The organism is Fluviispira vulneris (assembly GCF_014281055.1).
GTDB classification, from domain to species: domain Bacteria; phylum Bdellovibrionota_B; class Oligoflexia; order Silvanigrellales; family Silvanigrellaceae; genus Silvanigrella; species Silvanigrella vulneris.
The window spans coordinates 216,697-230,632 of the sequence record NZ_JACRSE010000001.1; the positions used below are offsets into that span (position 1 = coordinate 216,697).

At 34.4% G+C, this 13,936-nt stretch carries 12 protein-coding genes; 9 read left to right on the forward strand and 3 right to left on the reverse strand.

Annotated features, from left to right (window positions below):
- Complete coding sequence (locus tag H7355_RS00815) at positions 1 to 780, forward strand: substrate-binding periplasmic protein (RefSeq protein WP_186643965.1); 780 nt, start codon at positions 1 to 3, stop codon at positions 778 to 780.
- A 62-nt stretch (positions 781 to 842) separates the two neighbouring features.
- Here H7355_RS00815 and rpmB read toward each other — a convergent pair whose 3' ends face one another.
- A complete protein-coding gene (rpmB, locus tag H7355_RS00820) occupies positions 843 to 1,196 on the reverse strand; it encodes a 50S ribosomal protein L28 (RefSeq protein WP_222435623.1) in 354 nt (117 codons plus the stop codon).
- Positions 1,197 to 1,322: 126 nt separating this feature from the next.
- Between rpmB and lon the strand changes: the two genes are divergently transcribed.
- Positions 1,323 to 3,971 carry an endopeptidase La gene (gene lon / locus H7355_RS00825; protein WP_186643967.1) on the forward strand — a complete coding sequence of 883 codons (2,649 nt, stop codon included), beginning with the start codon at positions 1,323 to 1,325 and terminating at the stop codon, positions 3,969 to 3,971.
- The gene (locus H7355_RS00830; RefSeq protein ID WP_186643969.1) at positions 3,968 to 5,209 is read left to right on the forward strand and encodes a cysteine desulfurase family protein; all 1,242 of its coding nucleotides are present in this window, start codon (positions 3,968 to 3,970) and stop codon (positions 5,207 to 5,209) included. Before lon ends, H7355_RS00830 begins: the two co-directional genes overlap by 4 nt.
- Positions 5,210 to 5,247: 38 nt before the next feature.
- On the opposite strand, the gene H7355_RS00835 is transcribed toward H7355_RS00830, so the two are convergent.
- Positions 5,248 to 6,450, reverse strand: coding sequence for a pyridoxal phosphate-dependent aminotransferase (locus H7355_RS00835; RefSeq protein WP_186643971.1), 1,203 nt, complete (start codon positions 6,448 to 6,450; stop codon positions 5,248 to 5,250).
- A gap of 86 nt (positions 6,451 to 6,536) precedes the next feature.
- Here H7355_RS00835 and H7355_RS00840 point away from each other — a divergent pair, with 86 nt between their 5' ends.
- From H7355_RS00840 to H7355_RS00850, 3 genes are read left to right on the forward strand one after another with little or no spacing between them, the layout of a single operon-like run.
- Complete coding sequence (locus tag H7355_RS00840) at positions 6,537 to 7,229, forward strand: hypothetical protein (RefSeq protein ID WP_186643973.1); 693 nt, start codon at positions 6,537 to 6,539, stop codon at positions 7,227 to 7,229.
- A gap of 28 nt (positions 7,230 to 7,257) precedes the next feature.
- Positions 7,258 to 7,743, forward strand: coding sequence for an SCP2 sterol-binding domain-containing protein (locus tag H7355_RS00845; RefSeq protein ID WP_186643975.1), 486 nt, complete (start codon positions 7,258 to 7,260; stop codon positions 7,741 to 7,743).
- The gene (locus H7355_RS00850; RefSeq protein ID WP_186643977.1) at positions 7,740 to 8,552 is read left to right on the forward strand and encodes an SDR family NAD(P)-dependent oxidoreductase; all 813 of its coding nucleotides are present in this window, start codon (positions 7,740 to 7,742) and stop codon (positions 8,550 to 8,552) included. Before H7355_RS00845 ends, H7355_RS00850 begins: the two co-directional genes overlap by 4 nt.
- 2 nt (positions 8,553 to 8,554) lie before the next feature.
- Here H7355_RS00850 and H7355_RS00855 read toward each other — a convergent pair whose 3' ends face one another.
- Complete coding sequence (locus H7355_RS00855; protein WP_186643979.1) at positions 8,555 to 8,986, reverse strand: hypothetical protein; 432 nt, start codon at positions 8,984 to 8,986, stop codon at positions 8,555 to 8,557.
- Positions 8,987 to 9,243: 257 nt separating this feature from the next.
- Here H7355_RS00855 and mutM point away from each other — a divergent pair, with 257 nt between their 5' ends.
- The 3 genes from mutM to H7355_RS00870 all read left to right on the forward strand — a co-directional run bounded on the left by mutM (position 9,244) and on the right by H7355_RS00870 (position 13,745).
- The gene (gene mutM / locus H7355_RS00860; RefSeq protein WP_186643981.1) at positions 9,244 to 10,056 is read left to right on the forward strand and encodes a bifunctional DNA-formamidopyrimidine glycosylase/DNA-(apurinic or apyrimidinic site) lyase; all 813 of its coding nucleotides are present in this window, start codon (positions 9,244 to 9,246) and stop codon (positions 10,054 to 10,056) included.
- A gap of 12 nt (positions 10,057 to 10,068) precedes the next feature.
- The gene (locus tag H7355_RS00865) at positions 10,069 to 11,559 is read left to right on the forward strand and encodes a hypothetical protein (RefSeq protein ID WP_186643989.1); all 1,491 of its coding nucleotides are present in this window, start codon (positions 10,069 to 10,071) and stop codon (positions 11,557 to 11,559) included.
- A gap of 116 nt (positions 11,560 to 11,675) precedes the next feature.
- On the forward strand, positions 11,676 to 13,745 hold the full coding sequence (locus H7355_RS00870) for a SpoIIE family protein phosphatase (RefSeq protein ID WP_186643996.1): 2,070 nt from the start codon (positions 11,676 to 11,678) through the stop codon (positions 13,743 to 13,745).
- Positions 13,746 to 13,936 lie beyond the last annotated feature (191 nt).

A 13,936-nucleotide genomic window follows, 5' to 3' on the forward strand; every position in this document is an offset into this window, starting at 1 on the left:
ATGCTTAAAAAGAAATTTTTTCTCATTTTTTTAGTGTTTTTTTCGATTCAATTTAAACAATTAGCTTTCTCTCTTAAAAAAGAAACAATTAAAATCGCATTTTATGACAGCTTTGCTCCCTTTTCTTTTAAAGAAAATGGCCAAACAAAAGGTATTTTTATCGACATTTCTCAGTTGATTTTACACGATATGATGGGATTTCAGGTGCAAGTGGATTCATTTCCTTGGGGGCGTGCGCAAGACTTGGTTAAAAAATCTGAATTTGACTCACATATAACTGCCAAAACGACTGAAAGAGAGAAATTTCTACTTTTTCAGAATACTGAAATTATAAGTTCAAATGTAGCTTTGGTTTTTTCTAAAGATAATAAAAAGATTAAAGAAATTCTTAAAATCTCAAAAAAAGATGAATTAAATAATTTTAAAATGGTTGGATATATCGGAGATGGTTGGGCTAAAGAACAATTTCATGATGATAAAGATGTAAAGTTTTATAGAACGGCAAATTTAGTCGATGTACTAAAAATGGTCGACGATAATTCTGCGGATATATATGTCTCTAGCAATGAAAAAGCTGATAAATACTTAGCAAAAAGGCATGCGTTCAAAAATTTAAAATTTAGATCGATAGATTTTTTACAACCTGCGAGCATTCATTTTTATTTTTGCTTAAGAAAAAATTTTCCTGAATCAGAAAAAATAATAAATGAATTTGAAAAAAATTATTTGAAGGCAAAAAAATCTGGAAAAATATCGAGTATTATTCAAAAGTATTATTAAAAAATAAAAAGGGTGGTCTTCGCAGTTGGAAGCCACCCTTTTTATTTTGCAGTAGATTGAAATTAACCAAGTCTAATGCCTTCTTTAGCGCAATAAGCTTCAATACCAATTTTATTTACAGTACGTAAAGCGCTTGTGCTAAGGCGAAATTTCACAAATTTGCCAAGACCTTGAGCATAAAATTTCTTTTCTTGTAAATTTGGGAGTAGACGAACTTTAGTTCTATTTTTAGCGTGTGAAACGCGGTTGCCGACAAGACCGCTTTTACCAGAAAGCTCACATACACGTGACATAGCAAAACCTCCAAGAGTTTTTTCTTCAAAAAATGAGTTTAACAACTGGCTTAATGGAAGTATAAAACCCCAAGAAGTCGTCGCAAGCTTAAAGGCTGTAGCAGATATTCTAAGAGGAGGCAAGAGTCTTTCAATGCATGCGCATAAGATTCTTTTGGGATATTGACAGATTCCCTATTGCGTCCATATTTGCACAGAACGTAAATAAATTCCTTTGGTAAGTGCTATCAAAGGCGGTAAGAGGATATCATGGAAGACAAAAAAAGCGATAGATTATCTCCGAACGATAAAAATAAAAAACAAGCAAAAGAGCCAGTCATAAAGCAAGACTCTGAGAAACTACCTGTAGTTATTAATAAAAAAATTAAAGTTATTCCAGGTAAAGCTAAAGAAGTATTAGATAAATCGGACGAAAATGATTCCTCAGAAAATATTTTAAAAATTGTTCCCGTCAAAAATATTGTCTTATTTCCTCACAATGTTCTTCCGTTTACAGCTGGAAAAGAGTGGACAACTGAATCTGTTGACCGCGCTATTCGAATTGGTGGAAAAATTGGGATTTTGGCACAGATAAACCCAGACACGCATTCGCCTGAACCAAGTGAACTTTATACAGTTGGTACAGAGGCTAAAATATTAAAAATAATGAAGTTTCCTGATAATACATATGGTGCAGTTATCCAAGGAGTCAGGCGTTTTAAAATTCGCAATTTCATCAGCACTGAAAAGGATCGCATTTCTGCTGAGGTTGAGTACATTCCTGATTTCCAACCTGCTGAAGAAAATATAGAGGCAATTGCAATTGGCCGTGCATTAAAGCAGTTGGTGCAAAAAGCAATTAGCCTTTCTCCCAACATTCCCAATGAAGCCAGCTTATTTATAGATAATGTTCAAGATTCTGCATATTTAGCTGACTTGATTGTACCTTATTTAAGCGTTGATTTTAGAAGCAAGCAAGCATTGCTTGAAATTGAAGAGTTAGAAGAACGCCTTAAACAAGTGCATACGCTGCTTATGCGTGAGATTGAAGTTTTAGAAATTTCACAAAAAATCAACTCCGATGTACGCTCAGAAATGGGCAAACAGCAGAGAAAATATTACGTGAGAGAACAGCTTAAACTTTTGCAAAAAGAGCTTGGAGAACTGGACGGGCGGAGCACAAATGGTTCAAGCGATCCAATCGATCTCCATGAGAAAATATTAAATAGCAAAATGTCACCTGAAGTTCGTGAAATTGCTTTGAAAGAAGTGGAAAGAATGGGGCTCATGCAGCCTGGTTCCCCTGAGTTCATGGTCAGCCACACTTATATCACGTGGCTGCTCGATATTCCTTGGGAAATTCATACTCAACATGAGATCAACCTAAAGGAAGCAAAATCTATATTAGATCAAGATCATCATGGTTTAGATAAAGTTAAGAAAAGAATTTTAGAGTTTTTAGCTGTATGTGCCTTGAAAGATTCTTTAAAAGGCCCAATTCTCCTTTTTGTTGGTCCTCCAGGTGTTGGAAAAACAAGCCTAGGCAAATCTATTGCAAAAGCATTGGGGCGTAAATTTGCTCGAATTGCGCTTGGTGGTGTGCGTGATGAAGCTGAAATTCGTGGTCACAGAAGAACTTATATCGGAAGTATGCCAGGTAAAATTGCTGATGCATTGAAAAAAGTAGGAACGATGGATCCTGTTATCTTATTTGATGAAATTGATAAACTTGCCAATGATGGTCGTGGTGATCCTTCAAGTGCTCTACTTGAAGTTCTTGATCCAGAACAGAACAGCACGTTCACAGATCATTATTTAAATGTTCCCCTTGATTTAAGTAAAGTTTTCTTTATTGCGACTGCAAATAGCTTGCATTCTATTCCTGCTCCTTTGCGTGACAGAATGGAAATTGTCGAATTGAGTAGTTACACAATAGAGGAAAAGTCACATATTGCCTTTGAACATCTTTTACCGCAGGTGATTGAATCACACGGTATGGCCAATGTAATCGATGTTAAAATCAATCAAGAAACGATGAAAAATCTCATTCATCTTTACACACGTGAAGCAGGAGTGAGACAATTAAAACGTGAATTGGCAGGAATTATTCGTTCAATTGCACGAGAGTATGTTGAAGCTGGGTATGATAAAGTAAAAGAAAAATCGGAAAAATCTTTAACTGATATGAAACGTACTGAAAGGCTTATTACTCTCGCAGAAATCAAAAAGTTTTTAGGACCCGAAATATTTTCAGATAAAAAACGGCCACCGGAGTTACCGGTAGGAGTTGCAACAGGTCTCGCTTGGACCCCAAATGGTGGTGATGTTTTGTACATCGAAACGGCTTCAAGTGCTCCAGGTTCAGGGAAATTTGGTCTGACAGGCCAACTTGGAGATGTTATGAAAGAATCAGTTCAGACAGCATTTGCATATATCCGTTCAAATGCAAAGCTTTGTGGAGTCAATTCAAATAGTGTGATTAAAAAAGATCTTCATATTCACTTTCCTGAAGGTGCTGTTAAGAAAGATGGGCCAAGTGCTGGGGTAGCGGCATTCTTAGGAATGGTCAGTCAATTCACTGGGAAACCCATCGCATCCGATCTTGCTATGACGGGAGAAATTTCACTGCGAGGTGATGTTTTAGCCGTGGGTGGAATAAAAGAAAAATTACTTGCTGCGCATCGATATGGAATTAAAAAGGTTTTAATTCCTCAAGAGAATGAAAGAGATCTTGAAGAGATACCGAATGAAGTGCTAAAAGAAATGAAAGTTATGCCTGTATCTACATTAAATGAAGTGCTGTCGATTGCATTTGCAAAGAATAAGAAAATAAAGAACAAGTCAGCACCAAAGAAACAGGAAAATAATAGAAAAGTTATTAAAGTTTCGCGAGCTAAGTCAACGAGGACTTACAAGTGAAGACGATTTATTTAGATCACAATGCAACAAGCCCGCCAACGGCAGAGCATTTACAATCGTTAATGACAAAATTAGCTCAGTGCTCAGGCAATCCTTCGAGTCCGCATTCTGTTGGGCGCTCGGCATCAGTTGCAATCACAGAAGCAAGGAGAAGTCTTGCTCAAGCTTTAAAAGTCGATGTTGCAGAAATTCTTTTTGTTTCTGGAGGTTCAGAGGCTGACAATCTCGGAGTCACAGGTGTTTTGCGGCAAAATAATATCTCTTTTGAAAATCAGCACGTAGTTGCTAGCCGAATAGAACATCCTGCAGTACGTGAGCAATTGGAGTATCTCCAGAATGCAGAGGGGTTAAACCTCAGTTGGGTGAAAGCAAGTGTGGATGGTTTTGTTTCTGCAAACGATATCGTAAAAAGTATAAATAACAAGACAAGATTGATCACTCTTATGGCTGCAAACAGTGAAATAGGCTCTATCCAGCCGACCAAATTGTTAGGTGATTTCTTGCATTATAAACGTTGGGGAACTGTGCCTGATTCTGCAGAATTAAATAAAATTGAAGAATTAAGTCTTAGTCTCAGCAGTGAAGTCACATCTGAAAACCTAAAAAACATTCATTTTCACGTCGATGCGGTTCAAGCTTTTGGTAAATTAAAAATAGAAAAATGGTTTTCGTTAGGTATAGATTCCTGCGCGTTATCTGCACATAAATTAGGTGCTTTGCAAGGGATTGGTGCTTTGTTTTTACGACGTGGGAGAAAATTCAAGCCATTTATTTTAGGTGGAGCACAAGAAAAAAATCGAAGAGCTGGAACCGAGAATCTTCCAGGTATTGTGAGTTTTGGAATGGTGACACAAAATATTTTATCCGATCATTGGTGGGAAAGTATCGCTCGAATGGAAGAGTTAAAAAATAATTTTTATAAAGAGCTTGTAAAAATATCTTCCATAGTTATGAACTCACCCGCAGAAAATGCATTGCCAAATACTATCAATTTCTCAGTCAGTGACAAAGGGTTACGAGGTGAAGATTTGCTGGTAGAACTTGATATGCAAGGAATTTGCGCAAGCTCGGGTTCAGCTTGTAGCAGTGGCGCTAATTTACCCTCAAAAGTTATATTGGAACTCGGAAAAGGGAATACTGTTGCAAAAAATGCGATTCGCTTATCTTTGTCAACAAGCACAACACGAGACGAAATCGATCGTGTCTTAGAATGTTTAAAGAATTATCTTTTAAAATAATAATAATTTAAATTATTATTTTTATGATTAAAATCGATTTATTCAGCTCTGTGTATTATATGCTCTATGCTTTTCAGTGCGCGACTGAATTTTTCACTTGCGCAGCCAAGTCCGAGACGAAATCCGAATCCTTTATTTATTGAAGAAAGCTTAATACCGTTATATTCAAACTCATTTTGAAAAGAAAAGCGTCCAAATTCCATGCTGGATAGTGGTAAAATAAATACACCACCATCTATTATTTTTTTTATTAGTTTATCAGCTTCCTCTTGACTATGTACGTTTTTAAATCCCAATGCAGTTACAAGTCCACCCACTGGAGTGGCACCATAAACCGTTTGTGAAATAGCCAAATAATCTTTTAAAATTTGTTTATTTTTTATCCACTCTTCTTTTACAGTTTTAAATAAATAACTTTCTTTATTTTTTAATACTTCATAAGAAATCCATTCTGTAATTGGATTGACCGTATGGGTTGTGTAATTCTTCTCATTTTGCATAATGTCTAATACTTTTTTATTGCCCACACACCAGCCAATGCGTAAGCCAGGGACGCCAAAACATTTAATAAAAGAACCCGTGATAAATACATTTTCACTTGTATCAAAAAGAGTTTCCCCTAAAGTTTCTGATTCGGATGATAAAAAGCGATAATGTTCATCTCCAATTATATTACAAGTAATTTCCTTAGCTAATTTTTTGAGTTCGAGTAAAAAAGTTTTTTCTAAAACCAAGCCTGATGGGTTGTGAGGATTATTTATAAGTAAACAATCTGGATTATTTTCTTTTATTATTTTTTTCCATTCATAAATATCTGCAAATGGTTTTCCATGTTCAGAGAAACGAATTGGCAACGGAATGATTTGTGCGCCAAGAGCACTTGGAATTTCATAAAGTAATTGAAATGCTGGAAGTGGTAATGCTATTTTTTTAGGCAATAGATAACGAAACAATAAAAAAAGTGCTTCACTCGTACCAGTTGTAATTAAAACATTGTCTATTTGAGCGCCAGGATGCATATCAGCAACTAATTTGCGCAAGTCCTCTCTGCCACGATTGGGGCTGTCGTTTAAGACAGTGCCTAAAAAAATCTCAGAAGATTTTTCTTCTGATACACCTGAACCTAAGAGCAAATCCTTGACAGAGCGAGGTGAACCACCTGATTCTCCAAGATTAAATGGCGCATTAAACCGATATGTTTCAAGCCAATCCTCCATTATAAAGGTTTTTAGAGCTTTCATTTTTTTCTCCAGCTTCTTGACGTATTTATGCAAAAAGCCCCATGATATCTATGTGATTGTTTTTAGTATGAAGGGGTTAAGCACACGTGTTTTATTTAAAAATTTTACCATTTCTTTCCAAATTAATAAAATCCCATTTTAAGGGATTTATAATTATCTTTTTTTTATTTAATTGTATAGCTTGTAATTCTATAGATTTAAAAGATCAAGACTCAAGCAATTCTACATATTCCGTGCCCCCCCTTGAAGACAAAAAATATGGTTCCATTTTAGCAAAATGGTATCGGGAAAATTCAATTTATAGAGATTTAGAGATGCTCTTTAAATCTTCCGCCACGTTGATGTCTCCCGAAATGAAAGAAGCTTATGAAAAAAGATTAATAGAGACACAAGGTGTCGGAGTAAAAATCGATAAAAATATTATGGGTGATGCAACTTCATTCGTAATAGTGGTTAACCATTTTATTAAAACTAAGGCTTTATTAGAATTATATGATAATAAGTTATGGAACTTACAACTTTTTATAGATGGAAAATCTTACTCACCTGAAAGCGTGATACCTTACAAAAATAAAGATATATTATCCTCGTATTTTCCTGATAACTCTCACTGGAGTCGATTTTATGTAGTAATTTTTAAACTTCCTTCACATGTGATTGATGAGATTTCTGCAGAACAAAATGTTGGGAAAAGGAATTTGCCTCAAAACGGAGATAGAACTATTGTCTTCACAATGAATTCAGGGGAAGTACAAATCAAATTCTCTTGGAATCGTTAAAAAATAGTTTTATTGGAAGGAATATATTTTGGGATTATTACAGAATTTTGAATCTGAAGCAAATCATCTGACAGAAGAGCAACGTCTTTGGAAAATTGCAGATGGATTTCGTTTTTGGGTGTGTTCTGAACTCAGAAATCTTGAGTTTTCAGAGCGCATATCACTCAGAGGGGATTATCTATTTGTTGTTGATAATAAACCTCGATTTATCGTCATGATAGATGAAATCGGTTCTTGGTCCGTTGCATTGACCAACGACGACAAACATGTACGTTTTACTGTCGACGAAAATTGCCCTTGGCCAGTAGATCTTTCACAAATTAATAACGTCATTATGGGATCATCCCGTTCAACAATATATACGGATTCTTTAACATTGCATAAATTATTAATAGGAACTTTGAAGGCGCGTATTGCTTTTGTAACTGGTAAAGTTACAATCACGGGTGATCTTGCAGCATTTTTAAAAATGGTATCTTTATTAAAACGCAATGGAGTTAAGCCTGGAGTATGAAAAATCTCGAAATCAATAGCGTTGGCAATGCAGGAAATGTGCTTATTACGGGCGCATCGAGTGGCATTGGCCTTGAATTTGCTCATATTTTTGCAAAGGAAAATTATAATCTTCTTTTAATTGCGCGGAGTGAAGATAAACTTCAGCACTTAGCCAATGAATTAAGCGAAAAATATAAAATTAGTTGTAAAATAATTGCCTGTGATCTTGCAAAAATAGGAGCTGCTCAAGAAATTTACAAACGAACAAAAACTTTAGGAATTAAAGTAGATATTCTTGTAAATAATGCTGGATTTGGGGCACATGGTTTTTTTAAAAATATTGAGTTAAAAACTGAATCTGATATGATTCAAGTAAATATTACAAGTTTGACAGAATTGACAAAGCTTTTTTTGACGCCAATGCTCGAAAAAGGTTCAGGGAAAATATTAAATGTCGCTTCGACGGCCGCTTATCAACCCGGACCTCTTATGGCTGTTTATTATGCTACAAAAGCTTATGTTCTGTCATTTTCAGAAGCATTAGCCAATGAATTAGCTGGTACGGGAGTCTCAGTCACTGTGCTCTGCCCTGGGCCTACTCAATCTGGGTTTCAGGCAGCAGCAAAGATGGGTAATGATTTAAAATTATTCCATTCGACCATGACAGCCGACTCTTCGACCGTGGCATATGCAGGTTATAAAGGACTTCTGTCTTCTCAACGTGTTGTAATCCCAGGTATAAGTAATAAGATTGGGACGTTTTCTGCTAAGCTCCTGCCGAGAAGTTTTGCAGCTTCAGTTGCCCGTTGGTTGCAGGAAAAAAGATAAATTTATTTACGACTGATTCTTTCTCTTTCTTCTAGGCTCAATTCAAATCTCTTCCTAGGCAATTTAATATTATGAGCTGGTGCGGTTGGAATTTTATCAATTCCAATAGAATCATGAGAACCATAATCCAAAAGTTCAGATGCATTTTTTGTTTTCGGAAATGGTGAATCTTCGTCGAAAAAAGTATTTTTCTTTTTGTTATCTATTTTATTTGCTTGTACTGATTTTGGTTTTGCAGTTGCACCTAAATTTCCAAATATTTCTTGAGTTTTAGCTCTCAGTTCTAGAGTCATTTCGAATAAATCAACAACTCTATGAGTTATTTTTTCGAGACTGTCTTCTGTTAATATGAGGCCAAAACGGCCTTCAACACCACTCTCTTCAATGATTTCACGGATAGCTTGACTTGTTGCGGTGCGGAATATTTGGCTCATCTGTTCTCCTTTTGTTTGATTACTGCTCTTATAAACAGCATATATTTCTTTTGTTTTTAAAAATGGGAAGGCGTCAATCTCTGCCTGTGAAAAATCTTCCTTTGTATGATTTTTAAAACACTTTGAAATCAATATGTTGTAACCAATGAAAGAACTTGAAATTCAGTTCTTCTGAGCTTAGTCTTGCCCATTGAATGGGCTTCTTTTCTTGTTTAAATTGAGCTCTCATAACATAAAGTTTTTGTGACGGAGATCCTATGCCTGAGCTACCAGAGGTGCAAAATTTTGCTCAATCCATTCATTCCAATTATGTAGGAAAAAAATTTAAAAATATTGTATTTCATAGAGACAATTTAAGATATCCATTTGAAAAGGAAAAATTAGAGAGAATTTTTGCCAGTGGCAATGAGTTTTTAAATTGCTATCGCGAAGGCAAACAAATTATTCTTGAAACATCAAGTGGAGCTGTGAAGGTCAGTTTGGGTATGACAGGCGCATTTAAAGCAGCAAATCAAAGTGATGTCGAAAAGCATCAACATGTTACTTTAAACTTTAAAAATGGTGAGTCTCTTGCCTTTGTTGACCCAAGAAGATTTGGCTTCTGGAAAATATGTGAATCAAATGAGCAGAAAGAAACAAGTTGTGATCCTCTTTTAGAAAAGGATCTTCTTAAGTTATTTTTATCTGAGACTGTCAAAAATAAAAATATTTCTGTTAAAGATATGCTTATGGATCAAAAATTAATAGGTGGAATTGGTAATATTTATGCACTCGAAGCTCTTTTTCTTGCTGGTATTTTGCCAACGACACGTTGTGTAGATTTATCGATCTTGAAATGGAAAAGTTTGGCTAAAGAAATTCCAATCATACTTAATCTAGCAATTAATTTAGGTGGCTCTAGTATTTCAACTTATCGATCATTTAAAGGTGACAAAGGTTCATTTCAAAATCTACATAAAGTTTATGGAAGAGAAAATGAAAAATGTTTAAAGAGTGGGTGTCAAGGATATATAAAAAGAATTGCTCAAAGTGGGCGCAGTTCTTGGTTTTGTCCTGTTTGCCAATTTTAAAGTAAGGATTATATGAATTACGAATCACCCTTAATAAATATGGAATATGCTGTTCTTTATTCTGATTTAAGTACAGATCCAGAAAGAACGGCTCAAAATGTTCTTAACTATTTAAATAAGCAAATTAATGTAAAAAATTTAAAACAATTTTATTGTGTTGTTCCTTTTAATCTCGAGCAACCATGGCAAAATAATTCTATATCTTTGATTATTATATATTCGCTTGTAAATTATAAAGATCAGCTAACAATCGAATCATTTATTGTCAAAGAATTATCACCGACTTTTTTTATAAAAGATCTTCATTCACATAAAAATTATGAGTTTGAGTGTGGGGAGGATTTTTTCAAGAATACCATAACCGTAAATTGTGATTCATTATTGTTTGATGAAATTACAATTACTCAAAAAAATAATGCTATTTTTAAAATTAATGAACCATTTATCTTTGAACCAGTCTCAATCCAAAAACCTTGGGGACAAGAAATATGGTTTACTGGGGTTGAAAAAAGAGGTGTTTCTTGTATCCGACCTTTCGCAAATCGGGATGAAAGTCTGCCTTTACCTTGGGTTTTTTCTGCTATGCCTCAAACTCTACAAGGGACAAGATTTGCAGGGAAAAACTTGACTCTGGTGAAAATACTTGACCCTCTGCCAGATGAAGTTTTTGGTGATCTTTATTTTGAATTGCATGAGGAGAAAAATGAAGTTTATGTTGTCACAGAAATTTCTGCGGAAAGTGGTCGGATAAAATTGGGGGCTAACCCTGATAAACTTAAAATGTTTAAGGATACTAAAGATTATAAAGAATTATTTTTGAACAGTGTTAAAAAATATGAAGCAATTCGACGGGATATAGATGCAATTTTCGATGATTTTCGTAAAGATGAAGGTATTGAATTGAATTTACCAATATCTGCCGATAAAATAAAATCTTGGCAAGAGAGAATTCCAAAAGATATGCTTGATATAGAAAGAAAACTTCGTCAGGAAATGGATTCTTTTGTTGGATATCTAAATTTAAATATCGGTGATGTTGTCTGTGTGCCAACTTATCTTCCGCATGCCTTACAACATGGTGTCAAAGTAATTGAGTTTCAAACACCAACCTATGAACGTAAAATTATAAGTTTTGCGCAAAAGGTTTTAACTCAATCAACATGGGATACTGTAGAGGCCATTTCAATTATGAATGTCCTTCCTCCTGTGTGCTCTGAACTTAGAGTCATTGATAATAATGATAAATTTTTAGAAGAAATTGTTTGTTCATTTAATGAATTTGACTCAACAAGAGTGACTGTAAAACAGGATTGTGTCTATCATTTTTTACAGAACGACGATTATAAAATATTGTTTTTGCTAAAAGGACAAATTAAACTTATAAACGAAATTTCAGAAGAATTTTCCTGTGAAGTTGGTCAATGCCTATACCTTTCAGCAGGCAAAAACTTTAAAGTGAAGCTCAGTAAAGACTCAGTTTTTTTAGTGTGTTACCCAAAATAAATGCCTCCTAAGCGCAAATTTTAAGTTCCCATATAAAACTCCGATACCTGCCTGAACCGTATTCAAGGGAAATTGAATATGTTCTGTCCAAATGTGCTTGAGTTTGGGGAAGTTGCATGAAATTGGCTCCAAAAATAATAATACTTTTACTTGCCGTTACGTTCGGGGTTATGACAATTTATAGTATTATTCAAATTAAAAATATGGAGCAAGAACTTATAAAAGATGCAAAAGAAAATCATTCTCTAATGCTCTCAAATTCTCTGGGGTTTTTATCCAAATCTCTGTGGGAATTGGATAAAGATATATCTATTCGAGGTATGAAGCCATTATTTGAAACAGGTACAGTAAAAAACATATTAATCTTCGATTACACTGGGAGTTTATTTAATGGACTCTATAGAAATAATAATGATATTGAAGTAATTGATGCACAAAATATTCAAAAAATATATAACATGGATATTTCTAAAATAAATTCAAAAAAAATGCCTTTCACTATTATCCCTTCTAAACTTCTATTTAAACCTGAAAAGTTAACAGACACGACCTACGAAATTACAGGATCTTTATGGTGGAAAGAAACAGAGTTTTCAGAACCCCGATTTTTGGGTCTAGCCATCATGCATTTTTCGACAGAATTTATTGCTTTGAGATTGAACGAACAAAAGATAGGTTTTGTTTATTTAACGGTTGGTTTATGTGTCTCTATTATTTTATTAACTTATGCTTATCTAGAAATTGAAATTATCACTCCTATTCGAAAGCTTATGATAGCCAGTTTAAACGTAGCATCCGGAGTTTTTACAAAGATTAAAACAACAAAAGGAAAAGATGAGATTAATAAATTAACAGAAAATTTTAATTATATGATTGTTAAAATTGAAAATAGTTTGAGTTTAATCAGAGGACTCTCTGAAGCATCTCAAGAAATTGTAAAATGTAAAGATTTACAAGAAATATCGGAAGTATATAGCAATTATTGTCAAAAGTTAATTCTCGCTAAGAAAGTGAGTGTGTGGCTCGACACAAGCAATGCATTATCCAACGCTGCTCGCGGAATGAGACGACTTTCTGATGACAAAGAGCTTGAACAAAATGATCCTATCCTAAAACTTATTCTTACATCTGTTGAAGAGTTTCATGATAAATTTGATAATATTAAAAACGAAGAAAAAAATAATAAAATTGTCATTCCTCTTTTAAATTCAAAAGGTGTCATGCTTGGACTCATTGAAATTGAATTTTCGTTGTCTGAATTCAAATATGGGGAAGAAGAAAATAGAATTGTAAAAGGGTTAGGTGTTTCTTTATCAACAGCGATTGAAAACTACTGGCATGTGTTAAAAGAAAAAGAAAGAGCGAATATTGAAAGAGACTTTGAACTTGCGAGTGCTGTGCAAGATTCAATTTTATCGAATGAAATTCCAGATTCACTTCATTTTGACTTTTCAACATTTTATAAGACAGCCAGTCAATGTGGTGGAGATTGGTATGGAGTTTATGAAGTTGCGCCTGATAAAATTCTCGTTTTATTTGGCGATGTCACAGGTCATGGAACACCGGCAGCTCTGATCACTGCTGTCACTCGCGGGGCTGCTGATATAATAAAACAGTTTATACTATCGGGTAGCATGAAAGTGGATGAGAAATTACCTGGACATGTGCTCGAATTTATCAATGAGTGTATAACAGAGACTGGGAGAAAAACTTATTATATGACTATGGTCTCCGCTTTAATTGATTTTAGTGCACAGCAAATAATAGCAGCATCGGCGGGGCATACTCCTCCAGCTTTGATTACGTTGAATTCAGGACAACCAGAAGTCAAATACATTTATCCTAAACTCGGCTCAAGGCTTGGCTATGAAAAGGGAGCGAAATATGAGACACAGGCTTTTCCATTTCTTCCAGGCGAACAGATTATTTTTTATACGGATGGAATCATAGAAGGAGAAAATTCATCTGCAAAAGAATATGGAATGAAAAAATTTAAACAGTCGATGAAAAATCATTGTGCGAATAAGCCTGATTTATTTATCAAAAGTATCATTCATGATGCTTATTTATTTTTTGAAGGTATTCCACAAAAAGATGATATTGCTCTAATGATTATTAGGTTTTTAACTGAACAAGAAAAAGAGTTGAAAAAAGAAGCGCAGAATCCAAAAATGAGAGCCGCATAACAAAATTTTGTCGCTCGCTCTGTCTGAAATCAAGACAATTATATATTAAAAATATTTTTTAATTGCTGCCTTAAAAAGATAAAGGCTATATAAGATTTAATATCGCATAAAAAATCAATGTGATCAAATTTTTATTATGAAATTACCAAATGTCTTTTTTTTTTACAGAAGTAGCAAAGCTTGTTCATATA